20 protein-coding genes are annotated in these 22529 nt (G+C 46.7%); 19 read left to right on the top strand and 1 reads right to left on the bottom strand.

The window, feature by feature from the left end; translation table 11 throughout:
* The first annotated feature begins 76 nt into the window (after nucleotides 1-76).
* The 18 genes from GJB61_RS05670 to spoVM all read left to right on the top strand — a co-directional run bounded on the left by GJB61_RS05670 (nucleotide 77) and on the right by spoVM (nucleotide 20235).
* Nucleotides 77-1372 carry an ABC transporter substrate-binding protein gene (locus tag GJB61_RS05670; protein ID WP_154117501.1) on the top strand — a complete coding sequence of 432 codons (1296 nt, stop codon included), beginning with the start codon at nucleotides 77-79 and terminating at the stop codon, nucleotides 1370-1372.
* On the top strand, nucleotides 1369-3084 hold the full coding sequence (locus tag GJB61_RS05665) for a methyl-accepting chemotaxis protein (RefSeq protein WP_154117500.1): 1716 nt from the start codon (nucleotides 1369-1371) through the stop codon (nucleotides 3082-3084). The genes GJB61_RS05670 and GJB61_RS05665 overlap by 4 nt, the downstream gene beginning before the upstream one ends.
* 112 nt (nucleotides 3085-3196) lie before the next feature.
* On the top strand, nucleotides 3197-5068 hold the full coding sequence (locus GJB61_RS05660) for a bifunctional homocysteine S-methyltransferase/methylenetetrahydrofolate reductase (protein ID WP_338115679.1): 1872 nt from the start codon (nucleotides 3197-3199) through the stop codon (nucleotides 5066-5068).
* Between the two features lie 38 nt (nucleotides 5069-5106).
* A complete protein-coding gene (locus GJB61_RS05655) occupies nucleotides 5107-6003 on the top strand; it encodes a YicC/YloC family endoribonuclease (protein WP_154118136.1) in 897 nt (298 codons plus the stop codon).
* A gap of 50 nt (nucleotides 6004-6053) precedes the next feature.
* A complete protein-coding gene (remA, locus tag GJB61_RS05650) occupies nucleotides 6054-6314 on the top strand; it encodes an extracellular matrix/biofilm regulator RemA (protein WP_006209218.1) in 261 nt (86 codons plus the stop codon).
* A 19-nt stretch (nucleotides 6315-6333) separates the two neighbouring features.
* A complete protein-coding gene (gene gmk, locus GJB61_RS05645) occupies nucleotides 6334-6903 on the top strand; it encodes a guanylate kinase (protein WP_154117499.1) in 570 nt (189 codons plus the stop codon).
* A gap of 23 nt (nucleotides 6904-6926) precedes the next feature.
* Nucleotides 6927-7145 carry a DNA-directed RNA polymerase subunit omega gene (gene rpoZ, locus GJB61_RS05640; RefSeq protein ID WP_154117498.1) on the top strand — a complete coding sequence of 73 codons (219 nt, stop codon included), beginning with the start codon at nucleotides 6927-6929 and terminating at the stop codon, nucleotides 7143-7145.
* Nucleotides 7146-7462: 317 nt separating this feature from the next.
* Nucleotides 7463-8695 carry a bifunctional phosphopantothenoylcysteine decarboxylase/phosphopantothenate--cysteine ligase CoaBC gene (coaBC, locus tag GJB61_RS05635; RefSeq protein ID WP_229521495.1) on the top strand — a complete coding sequence of 411 codons (1233 nt, stop codon included), beginning with the start codon at nucleotides 7463-7465 and terminating at the stop codon, nucleotides 8693-8695.
* Entirely contained in the window at nucleotides 8695-11223 is a 2529-nt protein-coding gene (gene priA, locus GJB61_RS05630; RefSeq protein ID WP_154117496.1) for a primosomal protein N', read from the top strand. The genes coaBC and priA overlap by 1 nt, the downstream gene beginning before the upstream one ends.
* Before the next feature lie 54 nt (nucleotides 11224-11277).
* Complete coding sequence (gene def / locus GJB61_RS05625; RefSeq protein WP_154117495.1) at nucleotides 11278-11763, top strand: peptide deformylase; 486 nt, start codon at nucleotides 11278-11280, stop codon at nucleotides 11761-11763.
* A gap of 5 nt (nucleotides 11764-11768) precedes the next feature.
* Nucleotides 11769-12707: a methionyl-tRNA formyltransferase gene (gene fmt / locus GJB61_RS05620; RefSeq protein WP_154117494.1), complete on the top strand. Its 939-nt coding sequence runs from the start codon at nucleotides 11769-11771 to the stop codon at nucleotides 12705-12707.
* Nucleotides 12704-14095 carry a 16S rRNA (cytosine(967)-C(5))-methyltransferase RsmB gene (gene rsmB, locus GJB61_RS05615; RefSeq protein ID WP_154117493.1) on the top strand — a complete coding sequence of 464 codons (1392 nt, stop codon included), beginning with the start codon at nucleotides 12704-12706 and terminating at the stop codon, nucleotides 14093-14095. Before fmt ends, rsmB begins: the two co-directional genes overlap by 4 nt.
* 151 nt (nucleotides 14096-14246) lie before the next feature.
* Nucleotides 14247-15287: a dual-specificity RNA methyltransferase RlmN gene (gene rlmN / locus GJB61_RS05610; RefSeq protein ID WP_154117492.1), complete on the top strand. Its 1041-nt coding sequence runs from the start codon at nucleotides 14247-14249 to the stop codon at nucleotides 15285-15287.
* A gap of 6 nt (nucleotides 15288-15293) precedes the next feature.
* Nucleotides 15294-16070: a Stp1/IreP family PP2C-type Ser/Thr phosphatase gene (locus GJB61_RS05605; protein ID WP_154117491.1), complete on the top strand. Its 777-nt coding sequence runs from the start codon at nucleotides 15294-15296 to the stop codon at nucleotides 16068-16070.
* Complete coding sequence (pknB, locus tag GJB61_RS05600) at nucleotides 16067-18241, top strand: Stk1 family PASTA domain-containing Ser/Thr kinase (RefSeq protein WP_154117490.1); 2175 nt, start codon at nucleotides 16067-16069, stop codon at nucleotides 18239-18241. Before GJB61_RS05605 ends, pknB begins: the two co-directional genes overlap by 4 nt.
* 147 nt (nucleotides 18242-18388) lie before the next feature.
* A complete protein-coding gene (rsgA, locus tag GJB61_RS05595) occupies nucleotides 18389-19294 on the top strand; it encodes a ribosome small subunit-dependent GTPase A (protein WP_154117489.1) in 906 nt (301 codons plus the stop codon).
* 4 nt (nucleotides 19295-19298) lie between these two features.
* Nucleotides 19299-19964: a ribulose-phosphate 3-epimerase gene (gene rpe / locus GJB61_RS05590; RefSeq protein ID WP_154117488.1), complete on the top strand. Its 666-nt coding sequence runs from the start codon at nucleotides 19299-19301 to the stop codon at nucleotides 19962-19964.
* 190 nt (nucleotides 19965-20154) lie between these two features.
* The gene (gene spoVM, locus GJB61_RS05585) at nucleotides 20155-20235 is read left to right on the top strand and encodes a stage V sporulation protein SpoVM (RefSeq protein ID WP_020431362.1); all 81 of its coding nucleotides are present in this window, start codon (nucleotides 20155-20157) and stop codon (nucleotides 20233-20235) included.
* An 84-nt stretch (nucleotides 20236-20319) separates the two neighbouring features.
* On the opposite strand, the gene rpmB is transcribed toward spoVM, so the two are convergent.
* On the bottom strand, nucleotides 20320-20508 hold the full coding sequence (rpmB, locus tag GJB61_RS05580) for a 50S ribosomal protein L28 (RefSeq protein WP_154117487.1): 189 nt from the start codon (nucleotides 20506-20508) through the stop codon (nucleotides 20320-20322).
* A gap of 191 nt (nucleotides 20509-20699) precedes the next feature.
* On the opposite strand from rpmB, the gene GJB61_RS05575 reads away from it, so the two are divergent.
* Nucleotides 20700-22478, top strand: a complete 1779-nt coding sequence (locus GJB61_RS05575) for a DAK2 domain-containing protein (RefSeq protein ID WP_154117486.1) — start codon at nucleotides 20700-20702, stop codon at nucleotides 22476-22478.
* The last annotated feature ends 51 nt before the right edge of the window (nucleotides 22479-22529 follow it).

The following is a 22529-nucleotide window of genomic DNA, read 5'->3' as shown; positions in this document are numbered from 1 at the left end:
ATCCGATATACATGTAGGGTTCACGCATTTAACATGCATAATCACCTAATTCACTTCACGAGAAAGGCGGATATTAATGAAAATAACATTTAGAAGTGTAATTGCAATCCTATTAACCTCTGTAATGATATTTACGATTGTCGGATGCGGAGGAAATGAAACTAAAGTAGTTAATGACGACGAGCAGATTACCTTGAATTTCATTTGGTGGGGTAAACCTGCCCGCAAAGAAATAACTTTAAAGGTTATCGAGATGTTTGAGAAGGAGAATCCTAATATTAAGATCAAGACCGAGGATTATTCCACTACTTCTGCTGTAGCTACAAAGCTGGCTATGGATACCGCTGATCAAACAACGCCTGATCTTATTCAAGCGGATTACGGCTTTATTTTTAATTATATTACACACGATTTAATTGAGCCTCTGGACCCCTTTATTGAATCCAAAGTCCTTGAATTGACTGACGTCGATAAAGCATTTCTGGCATCCGGCCAGTATAAAGGCTTGCAGTACGGGATTCCTATGGGCACAAATGCACTGGGGATGGCTTATGATCCAGCCCTGTTCGAGCAGTATGGAATAGAGCCGCTGCAAAACGGATATACAGAAGAGCATTTATATCAAACGATGAAGCTGCTTAAAGAAAAGGTAGAAACCCCAGATTTTTATCCACTTGATAAAATGATTGATTTATCCTACTGGCTTAGAACCAAGGGGGAATCCTTCTATAATAAGGAGGGGACGGGTCTTGGTTATACTGACAAAGCTATGATTGAGTATCTGTCATTGCTTAAGAAGTGGTTGGATGAGGGGCTCCTGAAACCTAATACTGTGGTGGCCGATGAGAAAAATCCTCTTGCAACTGGAAAAACAGCATTTTTACAAAGTGTAAGCAACCAAATGGTTTCTATGGGCGAAGAAGCTGACAGGACGCTCAAAATAATAAATCTTCCAACGTCTGAGGGGGCAAAGGAAGGTAATTTCATCAAGCCGTCCATGTTCATTGCTGTGTCCTCTTATTCAGAACATAAGGAGGCGGCGGCGAAGTTTATTAGCTTTATCACCAATAATAAAGAAGCTAATGATATTCTCCGAGGTGACCGCGGGGTACCGATTGCTACCAAAGTCGCTGCACAGCTATCGAATCAATCTAACGAACAGGGCAAGGAGCAATATTCATTTATGAGTTACATTGCAAAGCACTCGTCCCCTATTGATCCACCAGCTCCACTTGCTGATGGAGTGGTTCAGAATGCCCTTCAAATTATACTGAACAGCCTGTATTCGGGAAGTATCACTCCTGAAAAAGCAGCAAGCTCGTTTAGAGTAGAAGCAGAACAGATTTTGGGACAGGGGGCTGGGAGTAAATGAATAAATTCATCCAGCTGTTCAGAGCGAAAAGTATTAAGCAGCGTCTTTACATGGGTTTTGGTATTGTTCTGATCTTGTTAGTATTGCTGGGTACTATTGGATACACCTATATAGCACAAATCAATGCCACCTATACGAATCTATTAAATGAAGAGGTTAAGACCATTGGGCTGGTTAAGGATATGAATACCACGATCGAAGCTGAACATGCCAATGTTTCCGATTTTATTATTTCCGGTGACGCGAAGAAATTTGAGGCCTATGCGGAGCGCCGTGTTGAATTCATAGCTATATATGCACAATTGGATAAATTGATTACAGATCGAGATAAGCGCCAAATCTTAGCTGGATTAGACTTGCTGCAGCAGCAATTTATCGTGATATCTGAGAAGATGATCGATGCCAAGAATAAAGGGAATCAAGCTGATATTATTGATATTGCAGTTAGTCAGAGTGAAGTCCTGGATAAGTTTGTAGATGTGGCCCGTAAATTGGTCATAACTAAACAGACTGAAGCGAATGCTGAGATAGCAGTAGCCCATGATGAAGCCCAATCTATACAATTAACGATTACTATAATAGGCTTATTATCTTTAGCAGCTGCGGCATTGTCCGCAATTATAATTAGCAATCAGATTTCCAAACCCATTAAGCAGTTACAGGCTGCCGCTATTAAGATTGCATCTAATGATTTGACGATGAATGAGATCCATATTAAGAATAAAGATGAGCTTGGCGATCTGGCTAATGCTTTCAATCTGATGTCGAATAATTTACGAAAACTCATTCAAGAGATTGGCTTTCATGCAGAGCAGGTGGCTGCCTCAGCGGAGGAACTGACTGCTGGAGCAGAACAGACAAGCCTTGCTACTGAACATATCGCCCACGTAACAGAGGATCTTGCCCAAGGGACGGAGAAACAAGTGGAGAGCATTAGCAGAAGTGTTAAGCTGGTGCATGGAATGGATGAACAAGCTATACTAATTGCCGAAAGTGCTCAAAGTGTCAGTCAATCAGCTGTGAATGCTTCCCTAGTAGTTGTAGATGGGTCCAATGCTGTCCAAACTGCGATTGATCAAATGTCATCGATCCAGGCTAATTCTAACGAAGTAGCGGTTTCGGTAAGGTCTCTTGGAGACAAATCGAAAGAGATTGGGACAATCATTAGTTTTATCTCGGAGATAGCAAGTCAGACCAATCTATTGTCATTGAATGCCTCTATTGAGGCTGCGCGAGCTGGCGAGGCGGGAAGAGGCTTTGCAGTTGTCGCAGCAGAGGTTAAAAAGCTTGCAGATCAAACAGTCTTGTCAGGTAAGCAGGTTGCTGATGTCATTAAGAACATACAGTTTGAGTCTGAAAATAGTGTGAAAAAGGTCCTTCAAGGCGAAGCAGAAGTGCGTATTGGGATCCATGCAGTTTCACTGGCTGGTCAAGCATTTGATAAGATTAAATTGGCAATGAGTGGTGTAGCCGCAGAGATTCATGAAGTATCAGCAGCAGCTGAAGACATGTCCTCTGATACCAAAGACTTGGTTGCAAGCTTTGATTCCATTTCGGTTATTATCAGTGAAACGTCAGACGGCACACAAAGTGTTTCTGCTTCAGCTGAGGAACAATTAGCTACTGTAGAAGAAGTACACAGTGCATCCTCTGCACTAGCCAAGATGTCAGAAGAATTATTACAGATAGCTAGTACATTTAAAATTAACTAAGTAGAGTAGTTGAGAATAAGTGGGCGTCAAGATTGCTTTTCCCTCAAAAGCTTATCAAGCATCCCGTTTTATGTTACATTAGTATGAAACTAATGTCAGGGGAGGGTCTGCGGTGAAGCCGGATTTACGTTCCGCATGGGAGAAAAAAGTGCTGGTCGGAGACGGTGCGATGGGTACCTTTTTATATCAGAAAGGCTTCCCAGTTGGCATTTCCTACGAAGAATTAAATTTGACCTCACCCGGGGTCATTGAAGATGTGCATCGCAGCTATATAGAGGCTGGGGCAGTGCTGCTAGAAAGTAATACCTTTTCAGCGAACTATGACAAGTTGTCGAAATATGGACTGGAGACCAAAGTTGAAGAGATTAATCGCGCCGGCGTCAGGATTGCCCGCCGCGCTGCCGGTGATAACGGATATGTTGTCGGAGCTGTTGGTTCCATCCGCGCCGGTAAACGTGCCAATCTCTCATCTTCAGAGTTGAAGAAATATTTCTCACAACAGATTACAGCATTGTTGGAAGAAGAACCTGATGGTATTATGCTGGAAACCTTCTATGATGTAGAGGAATTGCATCTGGCTCTGAGAACCGTTCGTAAGATCAGCGCATTGCCAGTCATCTGCCAGTTAGCCGTGGATGAATCTGCGCGTACACTGGATGGATTGACATTGCCAGAGGCCTTCCGCATTCTGGAAGGCGATGGGGCCGACATCATCGGCTTCAATTGTCGTACCGGACCTAATGGAATCAAGAGAGCCCTAAAATCTTTACAGGGCAGTCTTGTGCTTCCGGTTTCCGTGTATCCTAATGCTGGAGTTGCAGATTATGTAGATGGAGAATATCGATATGGTGCCTCTCCGGAATACTTTGGTCAAATGGCTTTGAGCTTTGCCGAGATGGGCAGTCGGATTATTGGCGGCTGCTGTGGTACAACGCCACAGCATATTGCTGAAATATCTGCTGCACTGCAAGGCTATGTGCCACAGCCGCTTCCAGTACCAGCAGCACAAAGCTTGAATCGTATTACTGTACATGAGCATTTTAGTGAAGATGAAGGAACAGGTGGTGGAGAGCCAACGTTGGTTGATCTTGTTAAAGAACGCCATACGGTTATTGTTGAGCTCGACCCGCCACGCGATTTGGATATCGCCAAGTTCATGAAGGGTGCAGAGGCACTTCGCCGAGCGGGTGCGGACGCTTTGACACTAGCCGATAATTCTTTGGCCGTCACGCGTATGAGCAACATGGCTTTAGGTCATCTGGTGCAAGCTCGAACTGGACTGCGGCCTCTAGTGCATATTGCCTGTCGTGACCGCAATCTGATTGGAACACAGTCTCATCTAATGGGCTTTGACGCTCTTGGTATTGATCATGTTCTGGCAGTGACTGGTGATCCAGCGCGATTTGGAGATCTTCCAGGATCAAGCTCGGTTTACGATTTAACCTCTTTTGAAATTATACGTATGATTAAACAGCTGAATGATGGCATTGCCTTTTCGGGCAAGCCGCTCAAGCAAAAAGCTAAATTCGTGATTGGTGCAGCTTTTAACCCAAATGTTAAGCATTTGGACAAGGCAGTGCAGCGCCTGGAGAAGAAGATAGCTTCGGGTGCGGATTATATTATGACCCAGCCTGTGTATGACACGGAGCTGATTGCGAATATTGCCCAAGCTACGAAATATCTGGATATTCCGGTGTTTATCGGTATTATGCCGCTGGCAAGCGGTCGCAATGCTGAGTATCTGCACAATGAGGTGCCTGGCATTCAGCTCTCGGATGAAGTGCGCAGACGGATGGATGGCCTTGAAGGGGCGGTGGGACGTGCAGAAGGCGTCGCTATTGCCAAAGAGCTGCTAGACGCAGCGACAGAACATTTCAATGGCATTTATTTAATGACCCCATTCATGTTCTATGATATGAGTGCTGAGTTACTGGAGTATGTATGGAAGAAACAGGGGCGCAAATTGTCCCCCTTGTTTCGCTAGTAATAATCAATTACAATAGTGTAATGGATGTGATTCCGTTGTCATTTAGCATGACCGGATACGGTCAATCGTCCCTGCAATTCGGCGGCTACAAGATTATGTTCGAAGTCAAATCGGTGAATCACCGTTACTGCGAAGTTGTGCTGCGGATGCCCCGGGATTGGACGGGTTATGAGGATATGCTGAGAAGGAAGATTCAACAGCATATCAAACGGGGACGGGTAGATGTTATTATCAATAGAGAGCGCGATGAAGAGACTGGCTCTGGACCTGTGTTGAATAGGTCTGCTGTTAAGTCCTATCTGCTAGCTGCAGACGAGCTGAAAGATGAGTTTGGGCTGGGTGGAGAATTGACAGTGCGTGATATACTTTCAATGCCTGGTATAATGGAGAGCAAAGAGGATGCTGTGGGTTCTTTGCCTGCTACCCTTGATGACTACTCTGAAGTGCTGGAGCTCGGACTAACGCAGAGCTTGGATTCTTTACTAGAAATGCGTGCCCGCGAAGGCAGCTATCTTGTAGCTGACGTAGAGCAGCGTTTGGACCATCTAAAGAAGCTGCATTCTGGAATGGCGGAGCTTGCTCCTGTCGTTGTAAGTGAATATCGCGATAAGTTGCGGCAGCGGCTGAGCGAGCTGAATGATGGGACGTTCCCTTTTGATGAGCATAAATTCGGATTGGAAGTTGCTATCTTTGCAGATCGCTGCAATATTGATGAAGAACTGACCCGGCTATACAGTCATTTTGAACAATGCAGAATGCTTTTGAATGGTAATGAGCCAGTGGGACGCAAACTGGACTTTCTCATTCAGGAAATGAACAGGGAAACCAATACAATAGGGTCGAAATGCAACAATCTGATGCTGGTCAACCTTGTGCTTGACATGAAGGCGGAGCTAGAGAAGATTCGTGAGCAAGCGGCGAATATAGAGTAAGAGGGACCTGAAAAAGCTAAGATGTAACTTATGGGGGGAACAACCGGAACATGGCAATTAAACTTATCAACATCGGCTTTGGGAATATCGTGTCGGCGAACCGAATTATTTCCATCGTCAGCCCGGAATCAGCACCGATTAAACGTATTATTCAGGAGGCTAGAGACCGGCATATGCTGATCGATGCCACCTATGGCCGTCGGACCCGTGCGGTTATAATAACTGATAGTGATCACGTCATCCTGTCAGCTGTTCAACCGGAGACTGTCGCGCATCGCTTATCCAGTAAAGACGACGATAACGACGAATAACAATTAAATGGAGTGTATTATGTCAAAAGGATTGCTGATCATATTATCCGGTCCTTCCGGTGTTGGTAAAGGAACTGTATGTACAGCGCTGCGGCCTAGGATGCCGAAACTTATTTATTCGGTTTCTGCTACTACCCGTAGTCCACGTGCGGGCGAAGAAGATGGCGTCAATTATTTTTTCAAAACTAAAGAACAGTTCGCAGCAATGATTGAAGCCGATCAATTGCTCGAATATGCGGAGTACGTAGGCAATTGTTACGGTACTCCACGTGATTTTGTAGAGAGAACTCTCGAAAGCGGAAGAGATATTATTCTGGAGATCGAGGTTCAAGGAGCTCTCAAGGTCAAACAAAAATTTCCTCAAGGCATCTTTGTGTTCCTTCTTCCTCCTTCGATGGATGAGTTGAAGGACCGTATTCGGGGTCGCGGCACAGAACATCCGGATGTGATCGATCACCGTATGTCTGTAGCAGAGGATGAGATCGGCCTCATGCGGCATTACGATTACGCTGTAGTCAATGACGAGATTGATCTGGCCTGCAAGCGAATAGAAAGTATCATTATCGCCGAACATTGTAAGGTGAGATAAGTAAACTATGAAGAGGTGTCCCTATGCTATATCCATCTATTGATGAAATGATGACCAAGGTTGACAGTAAGTATTCGCTCGTTGTCGCTGCGGCTCGTCGGGCAAGACAATTGCGTGAAGGCGGACACACTGATATTAAGAACCCAAAAGCTTATAAGTATGTTGGTGTTGCTCTTGAAGAGATTTATGAAGATCGCATTATTGTAACTCGCGGTGAAGAAGAAGACGAGAAAGAAAAGTAGCATTAAGATGTTGCAGTAATATTTGTCTACGAGAAACGTCTGTCGTCCATTATGGGCGACGAGGTCGTTTCTTCTTAGGTTATAGGCCACTAACTTAGTGATGATAGCCCGGACCGGGCTGTTCCTGACAACCGGAAGGTTGTTATTTTTTTAAATATAAGAATCTATATGTTTCACAAGATAAATTATCCTTATATTTCTCGAAGAAACGGACACCGTCCATAAAAGGACGGCGAAGCCGTTTCTTCTTGCTTGAAATATAGTAAATATTCTTACTGCATCATTTATGGTTAGGTTAGGAAATGGGGGAGATCAGGTTGAAAAGCTTGAAGGGTAAAACCATTGTACTGGGTATTACTGGTGGGATAGCTGCCTATAAGGCGGCTTCTTTGACTAGCAAGCTTGTGCAAAAGGGAGCCGAGGTTCATGTCATTATGACTGCATCGGCAAAACAATTTATTACAGAGCTCACATTGCAGTCCTTGTCTAAGCAGCGTGTATATAGTGATACTTTTCAGGAACGGGACCCGTCTTCCATCTCACATATTGATTTGGCCGATTCGGCGGATCTTGTACTAATAGCACCGGCTACCGCGAATATCATTGCCAAAATGGCCCATGGAATTGCTGATGATATGCTGTCTACTATGCTTCTTGCAGCCACATCGCCAGTGATGGTGGCGCCAGCGATGAATGTTCATATGTACCAGCATCCCGCTGTGTTGAATAATATTAATATTCTGGCTAGTCGTGGTATTCAGTTTATTGAGCCGGGAGAGGGCATGCTGGCCTGTGGTTATGTCGGCAAAGGACGTCTGGAGGAGCCGGAAACCATCGTAAGTTGTATTGAGATCTTTTTTGCAATGCAGAACAGTGCAGCCTCCGGACCGCTAGTGGGCAAAAAAGTTGTCATCACAGCTGGCGGAACAGTCGAACGAATTGATCCTGTCCGCTATATTTCCAATGACTCCTCTGGTAAAATGGGCTTTGCACTGGCACGCGTCGCACGGGCCATGGGAGCAGAGGTAGTCTTGATCGCCGCCCGAACGGACGAAGCGCCGCCGCAAGAGCTTGATCTTCAAGTAGTGCGTGTTCAATCTGCTCAGGATATGTATGAGGCGGTTACTTCTGTATGGGATGACTGCGATATTCTAATCAGTGCAGCTGCTGTATCAGATTATCGCCCTAAGCAAAGCTCGGATGTGAAGATCAAAAAGAGCGGAGAAACCATGACGCTTGAGCTTATAAAGACTACAGATATATTGGAAACTCTGGGTAAAGCTAAGCAAAAGCAATTCAAGATCGGATTTGCTGCCGAGACAGGCAATGCAGAAGTATATGCCAAAGACAAGCTGGTTCGAAAGAACTGTGATTTGATCGTAGCCAATGACGTATCAGTTGCGGGAGCCGGATTCGGAACGGATACTAATATCGTGTCTATATATGATGTGAATGGCTTAGTCCTTGATCTTCCTTTGCAGTCGAAGGACGAGGTGGCACGGCGGTTGCTTACGCTGGCAGCTGAACGTATTTCTGGAGTAACGTTATAATGGATATTGCCAAGGTCATTGTTGATGTTCCTGTGCGAAGCACTGACCGGCCTTTTGATTATCTTATTCCTGAATCGCTGAAGCTGTGGATTGAAGTAGGCAGTCGTGTGGCGGTTCCATTTGGACACCGCACGGTGCAGGGTTTTGTTGTTTCCCTGGAGTCTGGAGATCATGGTACCATTCCTGGATTGAAAGCCATTCAAGAGGTGCTGGATTTGCTTCCACCGCTATCTCCAGAGCTTGTTGAACTGGGTGATTGGATGAGTCAGCGATATGCTTGCCGGCGTATTTCAGCATTGCAGGCCATGCTACCAACGGCTCTTAAGGGCAAGGCCGAGCGTTTGATTTCACTTGGTGAAGTTGAGGGAACTATCGCTCCTGAGGATGAATTATTTCCGATGTTCCCCAATTCAGACCCTGAGGAACTTGGGATTACTGATTTTGTTAGACGAAACGGTGAGGTTTCGATGAAGCAGCTTACCCGGAACTTCCCGGAGGCTGCAGAGACTGTGAAGTTTATGCTGCGGCGTGGAGTCCTTGTGGAGAGTCAATCGATCAAAGACAAAATGGGCAAGAAAAAGCTGAAGACAGTTGAACTGGCTATTGATGTTGCTTCGGCGCGTGAAATGTTGGGAAGCTTCTCGGGTAGATCCGCGCGGCAGAAGGAATTATTGACATTCTTGATAGAAATGGAAGCCATACTTCCATTGCCCCTTAAAGAAGTTCTGGCTGTATTGCAAATATCGGCCGGTACCGTTAAGGCACTGGAGGAAAAAGGCTGCATAGAAATTAATGAGGTTGAAGTGTACCGTGATCCTTACCGCGGCCGTGATTTCAAGCCAAGCCTGCCGCTGCCGCTGACTGTAGAACAGGAAGCTGTATATGCACGTATTGCGCGTACGGTAGATGAGCAAAGCCATGAAGTGTTCTTGTTGCACGGTGTGACGGGAAGCGGGAAGACGGAAATCTATTTGCAGTGTATTCAGCGCTGTGTGAATCAAGGCAGGCAGGCTGTTGTGCTTGTCCCTGAAATTGCGCTTACACCACAGATGGTGGAACGATTTAAAGGTCGCTTTGGTAGCGGTGTGGCCGTAATGCACAGCCGGTTGTCTGTCGGGGAGCGATATGATGAGTGGCGCAAAATACGTGAGGGCAAAGCAATGGTTGCTGTCGGCGCTCGCTCAGCGGTATTTGCCCCTTTTGCCAATCTTGGTCTGATTATTGTGGATGAAGAGCATGAAAGCTCCTATAAACAGGAGGAGAATCCCAAATATCATGCCCGCGATGTTGCGGTTCGCAGAGCGGAGCAAGGTGGCGCGGCGGTAATTCTAGGCTCTGCCACTCCTTCGCTGGAGAGTTATCACGCAGCTAGAGCGCAAAGTGATATTCATTTCTCCCCAGTGCTCCTAGAAATGCCTAGTCGAGCGCTAGGTAATGAACTGCCAAAGGTGCATGTTGTAGATATGCGTGATGAGCTCAAAGAAGGCAATCGTTCGATGTTTAGCCGTAGGCTGCACGCCGCACTGCTTGAAAGGCTGGAACGTAAAGAACAGACGGTGCTGCTCCTTAACCGTAGAGGGTTCTCTACCTTTGTGATGTGCCGGAGCTGTGGTTTTGTAGCGGGCTGTCCGGAATGCGACATTTCGCTTACGTATCACAGTCGCAGTGACAACTTGCGCTGCCATTATTGCGGTCATGCCGAACCTGCACCGAAGGTCTGTCCAGAGTGCGGCAGCGAGCATATCCGTTTTTTTGGAACGGGAACACAGCGGGTAGAAGAAGAGCTTGGAAAGCTGTTTCCCGGCATGCGGGTCATTCGTATGGATGTGGATACCACAACAGAAAAAGGTTCTCACGAGAAGCTGTTAAACCTGTTCAGAGATAAGAAAGCAGATGTATTACTAGGAACACAGATGGTAGCGAAGGGGCTGGATTTTCCAGATGTTACGCTGGTCGGCGTAATTACAGCGGATTCCGCGTTGAATTTACCTGATTTTCGCGCTGCAGAGAAGACGTTTCAACTCCTGACTCAAGTTGCGGGGAGAGCTGGCCGACATCAGCTTCCCGGGGAAGTAGTGGTTCAGTCCTACACACCAGAGCATTATTCCATTATTCATGCCAGTACTCATGATTATAATTCCTTTGTAAGGGAAGAGCTGCAGCACCGCAAAGGGTTGCATTATCCACCTTACTGTAGGCTGATCCTTGTCACTTTATCGCATGAACAGCTTCCGGTGCTGCTGCGCATGGCTGAGAACTATGCCTTGAACATTCAGGGAAAGGCCAGACAGCTGCGGTGGTATGGTAGTCTGGATAAGTTGTCTACGGATGCCTTGGATTTGTTAGGCCCTGTTGCTTCGCCTATGCCACGTCTAAAGGGTCGATACAGATTCCAGTGTATAATCAAGTGGCGCGGCTCTATAGATGCTATAGGACTTGCTCGTGAAGTCGCTGAGGCGCTTGAGGATTCGGTGCGTGATAAAGATCTGCAGATTAGCATTGATGTTGATCCACAGATGTTAATGTAAGAAATAGATGTGTTACTATTAAGAAATGTTTAGATAGGGAAGGTGTTAACAGAGATGGCGATTAGGATGATCGTTAAAGAACCGGATGAAGTATTGCACAAGAGGGCGAAAGAAGTACAGGTACTTACACCAAATGTAAAAAAATTACTTAACGATATGCGAGATACTATGTACGATGCTGAGGGTGTTGGTCTAGCTGCGCCACAGGTCGGCATTTTGAAAAGACTTATCGTGATTGATGCAGATGATGAGCACGGACTGATCCAAATGATCAATCCGGAAATCATCAGCATGGAAGGCGAGCAGTTGGGTGCGGAAGGCTGCTTAAGCATTCCTGGACTTAACGGTGATGTGCGCCGTGCAGAGACAGTAACTGTACGTGGATTGAACCGGGAGGGCGAGGAAATAATGATTACCGGCAGCGGTCTGCTGGCACGGGCTTTTCAGCATGAGATCGACCATCTTAACGGAGTTTTGTTTACCGATATTGCCGAGAAAGTATACGAGTATACTGCTGAGCGCGATGAATCTGAGGAGTGAAGGAAATGAAGATTGTATTCATGGGCACACCTGCCTTTGCGGTACCCTGCCTGCAGATGCTGATTGATGGAGGTTATGAAGTCGTAGCCGTTGTCACCCAGCCCGATCGTCCGCAGGGCAGAAAGAAGAACCTGGTTCCTTCACCGGTCAAAGAGGCAGCACTGCTACTTGGTCTGCCTGTGCTTCAGCCGGAGCGGATGCGCCGTCCTGAGGCAGTAGCAGAATTGGCCACCTATGCGCCGGATTTAATTGTTACGGCAGCTTACGGACAGATCTTGCCCAAAGCGGTACTTGATTTACCCCGCAACGGCTGTGTGAATGTGCATGGATCATTGCTGCCGAAATATCGAGGCGGTGCACCTATTCAGCGCTGCATCATCAATGGAGAGAAGGAAACGGGAGTAACCCTTATGTATATGGCTGAAGGACTGGACACCGGAGATATGATCTCTCGTGTTGTTGTACCGATTGAGGACGAAGATACTTCCGGCGTCCTTTTCGAAAAGTTGAGTCTGGCCGGACGGGATTTGCTGAAGGCTGAAATGCCACGATTAGCAGGTGGACGACTGTCAGCAACTCCACAGGATGATAGCGAAGCGACCTACGCGCCGAACCTGAGCCGTGAGGATGAACAGATAGTCTGGAGCGCAGCTTCGCAGGAAACGTATAATCGTGTTCGTGGTCTGGTCCCCTTCTCTGGTGCGTTCACACTCTGGAACGGGGAGACATTCAAGGTCTGGGCCGCTAAGGTAGCTGTGCAAGGACAGAATGGGAAGCATGCAGAGCCTGGAACAGTATTGTCCATAAACGAGCAGGGTGTTGAGGTGAAGACCGGAGACGGCAGCATACTGCTGACATCGGTACAGCCTGCAGGCAAAAAAGTCATGAGTGCTGCTGACTTCAGTCGTGGTGCCGCAATGAAGCCTGGCACGGTGTTAATATGACCGCAGGCAATCAGGCTGGAAACCCAAAGAAATCCTCGACAGGTTCCGCTCGGGAAGTCGCACTTGATATCCTTGTCAGAGTGGAGCAGCAGGGAGCCTACAGCAATTTGCTGCTGAACAGCAGTCTGCAAAAGTCAGGTTTAAGCCGGGAGGATACCGGACTGGTAACCGAACTGGTCTACGGTACAATCTCTCGGACGTATACGCTTGATTATGTGCTGGGTGATTTCGTCAGTAAAGGAATCGCCAAGCTGCAACCATGGGTACGCAATCTGCTGCGTCTCAGCTTATACCAAATTATGTATCTGGATCGTATCCCTTCTCATGCTGCTGTAAACGAGGCTGTTAATATTTCCAAGAAACGCGGACATCAAGGAATATCCGGTATGGTCAACGGCGTTCTTCGCAGTGTGCTCCGTGCTGGAGAATTGCCTAAACTGTCTGATCGTCTGCGTGTCGATGAGCGTATTGCCATTCTGCATTCCCATCCGCTCTGGATGGTGCAGCGCTGGATTGCCGAGTATGGTGCTGATACTGCAGAAGCTATCTGTGCTGCCAACAATGAGCCGCCTGCAGTCAGCATACGTGTAAACACTACGATGATCAGCCGCGATTCTCTGCTCAATCAAATGGTTGAACAGGGTCTGCAGGCTACTCCATCGAAGGTTAGCCCGTTCGGTATTGTCGTCAAAGGTGGTGGGAATCTGGCACTATCTTCCTGGTATCGTGATGGGTATATATCCATTCAGGATGAGAGCTCTATGCTTGTGGCGGAGGCTGTAGCTCCGGAGCCTGGTATGAGAGTTCTTGATTGCTGCGCCGCTCCAGGCGGCAAGAGTGCACACATGGGTGAGCTGATGAAGGACGAGGGCTACATCTATGCTAATGATTTGCATCTTCATAAGGCGAAACTGGTCTCCGATCAAGCACAGCGTCTCGGATTAGCATGTATTGTAACTGGAAGCGCTGATGCGCTGGAACTGGAGCAAACCCTTGAAACTGCTTCTTTTGACAGAGTTTTGCTCGATGCACCTTGCTCTGGCCTTGGCGTAATCCGCCGCAAGCCCGATCTCAAATGGCGCAAGCAACCGGAGGATGTGGCTAGCGTAGCTAAGCTGCAAGGAGAACTATTGCAATCAGTCTCCAAGTTGTTGAAGCCTGGAGGCATATTGGTCTATAGTACCTGTACAACAGAACAGGCAGAGAACGAGGAGATTGTTGCAGCCTTTCTGAAGCAGAATCCAAACTTCGTTTCGGTAACCTTTGATTCACCTTTATGGGAGAGGCTGGAGGGAACTGCTCTTGCTGAAGGAGAAGGCCTTCAACTTTTGCCACAGCATTACGGTAGTGACGGCTTTTATATTGCCCGGCTTCAACGTAACTCCTAATCTAGCAAATTCACAACCCCTTCTTGTCTTCCCCGTCCACTGGACTCCGGTGCGGCGGGCTTTTTCTTTTACCGACTCTAGAATTTGTGTTAAAATAGGAAGAATGAGAAATAATATGCATATCCTTATGAAAGAACAGGTGCTAATAATAATGAAACCTTTAATATATGATTACTCTTTGGAAGAGTTGCAGCAGTGGGCAAAGGACAATGGAGAGCCTGCTTTTCGCGGTGGACAAATCTTTGAATGGCTATATGTGAAGCGTGTAACGGAATTTGAGGCTATGAGTAACCTGTCCAAATCGCTGCGCGAGAAGCTGAGCGAACAGTTTTCGATTCTGGCATTGACAGAGATTACGAAGCTAGAATCAAAGGATGGTACAGTGAAATTCCTGTTCGGTCTGCATGATGATCATGCGATTGAGACAGTTATTATGAAACATAACTATGGCAACAGCGTTTGTGTAACGACTCAAGTCGGCTGCCGGGTCGGCTGTACCTTTTGCGCATCTACACTTGGTGGGTTGAAACGGGATTTGACGGCGGGTGAGATTGTTGCCCAGGTTGTCCGTTCGCAGCAGATTTTGGATACACGCGGCGAACGGGTCAGCAGCATAGTCATTATGGGTACTGGCGAGCCATTTGAGAATTATGACGCCACAATGAGATTTTTGCGTCTTATGATTCATGAGAAAGGTCTTAATATTGGACAGCGACACATCACCGTTTCTACTAGTGGAATCGTACCCAATATCTACAAATTTGCTGATGAGGATACACAGATTAATCTGGCGATTTCGATCCATGCGCCTAATGACGCTCTTCGTTCCAAGCTGATGCCGGTTAACCGGCGGTTTCCGTTTGATGATGTAATCGAGTCATTACGTTATTATCAGGCCAAGACAGGCCGGCGAGTCAGCTTTGAGTACGCACTGATTGGCGGCGTCAATGATCAGCCAGAACATGCCGAGGAATTGGCAGGCGTACTGAAAACGATGTTATGCCACGTCAACCTGATTCCGGTCAATCATGTACCGGAACGCAAATATGTACGTACTTCACGCAATGATATCTTTGAGTTTCAACGTATTCTGTCCGATCATGGCATAAATGTTACTATACGCCGTGAGCAAGGCCATGACATTGCGGCCGCATGTGGGCAGCTGCGCGCCAAACATATGAAGTTGGGGTGAGGATATTTGATCAGAACAGTTCATGCCAGCGACATTGGTCGAGTTCGTTCCGTCAATGAGGATTCGGTCTGGATCGGTGCTACGCGCCACGGTTACACCCTCGGCATCATTGCCGATGGAATGGGCGGACATTTGGCGGGTGATACCGCAAGCTCGCTCGCTTTGGATACGATAAGGAATAGCCTCGACGGGTTACAACCTGATCTGCCGGACGAGGATCTGAGTACTGCATTATCTGCTGCCATACTGGAAGCAAATGACACTGTCTATAAGAAAGCTTCCAGCGACGAAAAGTATCATAATATGGGTACGACCGTCGTAGTTGCTCTGCTTAAAGGTTTCCATGGATACATAGGCCATATCGGAGACAGCAGAGCTTACAAGATAAAGGACAGTGTGGCGATTCAGTTAACCGAAGATCATACGCTGGTCAATGAGCTGTTCAAGAACGGCCAGATCAGCTTGGAGGAACTTGATAGTCATCCACGGCGCAATGTTCTGACAAGAGCATTGGGGACGGATGCTAAAGTCTCTGCCGATCTGTTGCCTGTAACTTTGGAATCAGGCGAAGTTCTGCTTATGTGCAGTGACGGGTTAAGCAATTTAGTTAGCACTGAGCATTTGGGTAAGGTTGCAGGAATATATGAAATATCGCTAGAGGAAAGAGCGGACCGCTTACTACAGCTGGCATTGCTTGCCGGCGGCGGAGATAACATTACCGTCGCTATGTTAGAACATCACGGAGAGGCCGCTGCGCCCGAAACAAAGGAGTTGGATAGATGATCGGTCACGAGTTGGGAGGCCGTTACCAAGTCATCGAACGAATCGGCGGAGGTGGAATGGCACTAGTTTATAGAGCCCATGACATCCTGTTAAACCGAAACGTCGCCATAAAAGTATTGCGCAGCCAGTTTGTGCATGATGAGGAATTTATCCGTCGATTTCGGCGGGAGGCGCAATCTGCCGCATCTTTGTCCCATCCGAATGTGGTTAGCATTTATGATGTAGGGCAGGAAGATGAAATCCATTATATTGTTATGGAGTATGTAGAAGGCAAGAACCTGAACGAAATAATTAAAGAACGTGCTCCTCTGCAAGTAGACGAGTCTGTGCGTATTGCTTCGCAAATCTGCGATGCACTTGATCATGCCCATCAGAATCAGATTATTCACCGTGATATTAAACCTCATAACATAATGATTGGACGAAATGGCCGGGTTAAGGTTACTGATTTCGGGATTGCCCGGGCAGTCACCTCAACTACAATAACACAGACAGGATCTGTTATCGGCTCTGTACATTATTTCTCACCGGAGCATGCCAAGGGAGTCACGACAGGAGAAAAGTCCGACCTGTATTCATTAGGTATTGTGCTCTATCAGATGCTTACCGCAAGCCTGCCTTTTATAGGCGAAAGTCCGATCAGTGTGGCTTTAAAGCATCTTCAAGAGGATTTTGAGGAGCCGAGACTGCTTAATCCGCTGATCCCACAAAGTGTCGAGAATATTATTATGAGATCGATGCGCAAGAATCCGGAGGAACGTTACTCCTCTGCTAAAGCGATGTTGCAGGATCTGGAAACTTGTCTGCTCCCTGAGCGGAGAAGTGAAGCTAAGCTGATTTTCCACGATGAAGATGACGAGGATCGGACTCGGGCCATTCCGGCCATCAAACCCATTAGAAAAAGCAATGGTAACCGCAATGGGGGAGAGGATCGGATGAGGCATGAGGAAGAGCGGAGTCTGACACCGACAGGCAAGAAAAAATGGGGACGCCCAGCGTTGTGGATTGGCCTTACCCTGTTGCTTCTGCTGGCCATGGCTAGTGTCGTTTGGTACGTTAATTCCAAGATTGTAGTAAAAGAAGTGGCTGTGCCATATGTGGTTAGCTTGTCATTAGAGGACGCGACAGCTAAGCTTGCTGAAGTAGGTTTGAGTGTGGCCGATCCGATAATCTATGAGTATAACCCAAATTTTGCTGAGAATATGGTCTCAAAACAAAGTAAAAGTAAGGATACTATGGTCAAAGAGGGAACCGATCTTGTGCTCACTGTAAGTACGGCGAAACCTTTGTTGAAAATGCAGGATTTATCCGGAAAAACCTTTGATGATGCGGTTAAAGTACTGATGGAACAAGGCGTAGCTCAGAGCCGAATTACATCAGACGAACGCTTTGACAAGGATACAGAGGAAGGAAAGGTTATTAGCTCAGATCCTATGGCAACCAATGAATTCGACCCTGACACGGCATCCATCGTGCTGTATATCAGCAAAGGCGAAGAAAGCATTACTATGCCGGATCTCACCAGTCTGACTGAAGCAGAGGCCAAGGCGAAGCTGGAAGACAACAATCTTGTACTTGGAGATGTTAAGGAAGAACCGAGTTTCTCGATTGAAAAAGGCAAGGTAACGAAACAATGGGCTTATGAGAAGGGTGCGGCGGTTCCTCCGGGAACGGCGATCACCATTTATTTAAGTACAGGATACCCTCCAGAAGCTTTAAATTATACTTTCAGTGTGCCTGTAGCACCTTCTGCGAATGGGAAGAAGACCAAAATCAGGATCGTATTCGCCGATGCACGCAATGATGGCGAGAATCAGGAGTGGGGAACACGTACGATTGGGAAGAGCCAAGTATTGTCTGTTGATCTAGTTCTGGCACCTAATAAAGATGGAGTAGTATCAATCTATCGTGATGGTGTGTTCTTTGAGACTTATCCTGTTTCTTATGTGGATGCCAAGAATGGCACTGTGCAACTACCTGAGCCTCCTGTGGTAGCGACTCCCGAACCAACGGTGACACCTACAGAAGCACCGGCTGCTTCTGTAGATCCAACCATTGAACCGGAAATATTGCCTGATCCGGGTGCCGGCAATGGAGATGTTCCCGTTAACGGAGCTGTGGATCAGACTGGATTTTTAACAGGAACTCCAAAGCATAAAAAAGGTAAGTAAGATTAAGGATAAAGCTAAAGAGCAAAGTGGCAGCACATCTGGAGATAGAATGACCAGAAGTAACAGTAGTTACTGTCACAGCGAAATGACCCGAGTGATTTAACTTGGGTTATTTTCGTAAAATCAGGAAAGGACGGCTCATTATGTATGCCTGAAGGAATAATAGTTAAGGCTCTAAGCGGATATTATTATGTTAAACCGCTCCGTGAGGGATTGATAGCGACACAGGAAGAGACCATCACTTGCAGGGCAAGAGGAATATTCAGGAAAAATGGTTCAACCCCACTTGTTGGCGATCATGTTGTCTATTGTCTGACTGAGAATGGAGAAGGCATGGTTGATGAGCTTCACCCCAGAGAATCCGAACTGGTACGGCCACCTGTAGCTAATGTGAAGCTGGCCGTACTGTTGTTCTCTGTTCGTGAACCCGATATGAACCTGAATTTGCTGGATAAGTTCCTTGTTCATATTGAGCACTCAGGATTAAATACGCTGATAGTTCTAACGAAACAGGATTTGGCTCAAGACAATGGGGAAGCAACCTTGTATGTCAAAGAACTGTACGAACGTATTGGCTATGAGGTAATGGTTACAAGCTCACTAACGGGTGCGGGCAGCGAAGAGCTGCGCAAGCGTCTTACCCGTGGTATCAGTGTTTTTGCCGGACAATCCGGTGTGGGCAAGTCAACCTTGCTGAACCGGATTGTTCCGGGACTAAAGCTGGAGACTGGTGAGATAAGTTTGCGTCTGGGACGCGGCCGTCATACTACCCGCCATGTCGAGCTGATGGATATTGGAGAGGGTGGATTTGTAGCTGATACCCCCGGTTTTAGCCAGCTTGATTTTCTGGAGCTTGGAGTAGAGGAACTTTCCACTTGTTTCCGTGAGTTTGTCCCCCTTGCAGAGAATTGTAAATTCCGTGGCTGCAGCCATTTACATGAACCGGATTGCCGTGTCATTGAAGCTTTGGAACAGGGTAAGATCGCCCAAAGCCGTTATGATCATTACAAGCTTTTCTATACTGAAATGAAAGATAAGAAGCGGAGGTACTAAATCCATGATTTTAATTGCTCCATCCATATTGTCGGCGGATTTTGCAGCTTTGGGCGCAGAGGTGGCAGAAGCGGAAAGCAGTGGCGCAGACTGGATACATGTTGATGTTATGGACGGACAGTTTGTTCCGAATATCACACTTGGCCCAGTTATTGTCAAAGCAGTATCGGCTCATACTTCTTTACCGCTGGACGTTCATCTGATGATTGAAGCACCGGAGCGTTATATTGCCGATTTTGCAGCGGCTGGAGCAGGAGTAATAACAGTACATGCCGAGGCTTGTGTACATTTGCACCGTGTAGTCCATCAGATCAAGGAACTTGGAATTCTGGCCGGTGTGGCCATTAATCCCGGAACTCCGGCGTCTGCTATTCGTGAGGTGCTGGAGGATGTGGATATGGTGCTAGTAATGACTGTGAATCCCGGATTCGGCGGACAGGCGTTTATTCCGAGCATGCTGCGCAAAATCCGTCAAATCCGCCAGTGGGCGAACGAAGTGAATCCTGGATTGCATATTGAAGTGGATGGTGGAGTGACTGAAGCAACCGCACCGTTAGTTGCCGAGGCCGGAGCAGATGTGCTTGTAGCCGGGAATGCTGTTTTTGGCCGAAGCGATCGTGCAGCGGCTATTTCAGCTATACGAGCAGCAGCGGCTCCAGCGGCCCATTAATAAGCTGCTTCGCAGACTAAAGGTATAGGCCAAGTCCTTAACGCATAAACATGGTTACATGAGCAGAAATCTCATGTAGCCTTTTTTTGAAATATAAGAAAGTATAATAAGAGAGGTCTGCGGTACGTTTGGACAGTGAAATAGAAGGAAGTCTCCTACCGTACGGCATGAATTGATGGGAGGGTAAAACATGAAATTTTACACGTTTAAGCTGCCAAGATTTTTGGGAGGTTTTGTTAAGGCGATTTTGAACACATTTCAGAAAAGCTGAGCTTTTAAAAGAGAAGAAAACATGAAAAAAAGCACCTTACAAATGTAAAGGGTGCTTTTTGCTTAATATGAGATATCGCTCGGTCTAAACGCGTTCAACTTTACCGGATTTCAAAGCACGGGTGCTGACGTATACGCGTTTCGGTTTACCGTTCACGAGGATACGGACTTTTTGAACGTTAACTCCCCAAGTGCGACGGTTACGGTTGTTTGCGTGTGACACGTTGTTGCCGCTACCCGGTTTCTTGCCAGTAATAGTACATGTGCGGGACATAGATTACACCTCCTTGTTACTTACACTCGCATAAAACAATACTTTAATATAATATCACAGCAAAAATTGCTAAGTCAACTCCTTCAAAAACATTTATTTCTTTAGAGTCTTATAGTACAATATAAATTAGTGTATTATGTCCAGTTAATCATAGAATTGATTAGGCATGAAGTTAGGAAGGGGAATTCTCATTGAGTAAGCGTTCAATAAACGGAGCAGATTTCACCGCAATGGTTTTGGCTGGAGCGGAGATCCTGCAGCAGCATGCAGAGCACGTCAATTCCCTGAATGTTTTTCCGGTTCCAGATGGAGATACGGGAACAAACATGAATTTGACGATGACTGCAGGCGCGAACGAATTGAAGAAGAATAATACTGCCTCTATTGGCCAATGTGCAGGCGTGCTTTCAAAAGGCTTGTTAATGGGTGCGAGGGGGAACTCTGGCGTTATTTTGTCACAGCTGTTCAGAGGCCTCAGTCGCTATTCTGCGCAATATGATGAACTAAGCACGCAACAGTTTGCTGCAGCCCTGCAAACCGGAGTAGAGACTGCTTATAAGGCAGTTGTTAAACCGGTGGAAGGTACTATTCTTACAGTGGCTAAGGAAGCTGCAAGACACGCTGTATATTACGCACGGCGTACAACTGATGTGACGGAGCTGATGACAGAGGTATTAGCCAAAGCCAAGGAAGCATTAGCCAATACACCAGAGCTTTTGCCTATATTGAAACAGGTCGGCGTTGTGGACTCCGGCGGTCAAGGCTTGGTCTATATCTATGAAGGGTTTCACCAGCATTTGATGAGCGGAAGTTTCGGCGCGTCTGCATCGGTGCCCGGACAAGCTCCGGTACCTGTTATTGCCCCAACAACTGTGTTACCTAAACCTGATCACGTATTATCCTCCGTCCAGTCTTCCGCCCAATCACAGCTGTCTACGGAAGACATCGAATTTTTATATGATATGGAATTTTTTATTAACCGTCAGCTTGGTGGAAACGCTAAAGCCAATTTTAATGATGAGCTTTTTAGGAAAGCGTTATCAGTAAATGGTGATTCAATTATTGTTATTTCGGATGATGATACGATTAAAGTACATGTGCATTCCACGGCTCCAGGTGAGGTGCTAAATTTGGCCTTGCAATATGGGGAGATTACTCAGATTCACATTCTTAATATGCGTGAGCAGCATCGGGACTTACTATCAGCAGGGATGGATATTGCCCCAATGCCGGATGTATTTGCAGATATTCCTAAGGAGATTAGCAGTATTCAGTCTCCGGCAGAGCTTCCTGCAGATGATTTGGCACCATATGGCTTCATCGCGGTGTCTTCGGGGTCAGGGATTGCTGATATTTTCAAAAGCTTGGGTGTAGATGTAGTCCTTGCAGGGGGTCAGACCATGAATCCTAGCACTGAGGATTTTGTGAATGCGATCTCTTCGATTTCTGCTACGCATGTTTACATTCTGCCCAATAACTCTAATATTGTACTGGCAGCACAGCAAGCTAAAGAACTGCTGGAAGGCGAACGGGATGTCACAGTAATCCCAAGTAAGAGCATTCCACAAGGAATTGCTGCTGCTTTTGCCTTTCAGGAAGATGATTCTGTAGAGACTAATTCAGGTAATATGCTGGAGGCCATCGCACAAGTGAAGTCTGGTCAGGTGACCCATGCCGTTCGCGACACAAGCATTGATGAACTGAAGATCAAAGCTGGACAGTTTATCGGGATTTCCAATTCCAAGATTGTTGCTGCTGCTGATGATCTGCTGGCAGCCAGTCAAGCGTTGCTGTCTAACATGCTGGAGAATGGTGATGAGATTGTCACAATTCTACTGGGCGCTGAAGCAGAAGCAAAGATCACTGATGCCTTGAGCGAGTGGCTTCAGGAGACTTATCCTGAGGTCGAGGTAGAGGTGCATGAAGGTGGCCAACCGCTGTATTATTATCTCTTCTCAGTGGAGCCTTAGTGTAGCATCGAACAATTAGGTTAAACATGTAATGATTCTCGTCATGAGGTT

Source organism: Paenibacillus monticola, from assembly GCF_009664975.1.
Taxonomy (GTDB): Bacteria; Bacillota; Bacilli; order Paenibacillales; family Paenibacillaceae; genus Paenibacillus_AQ; species Paenibacillus_AQ monticola.
Note: the sequence above shows the minus strand (reverse complement) of the source record. Positions and strands in the feature narration are given on the sequence as shown.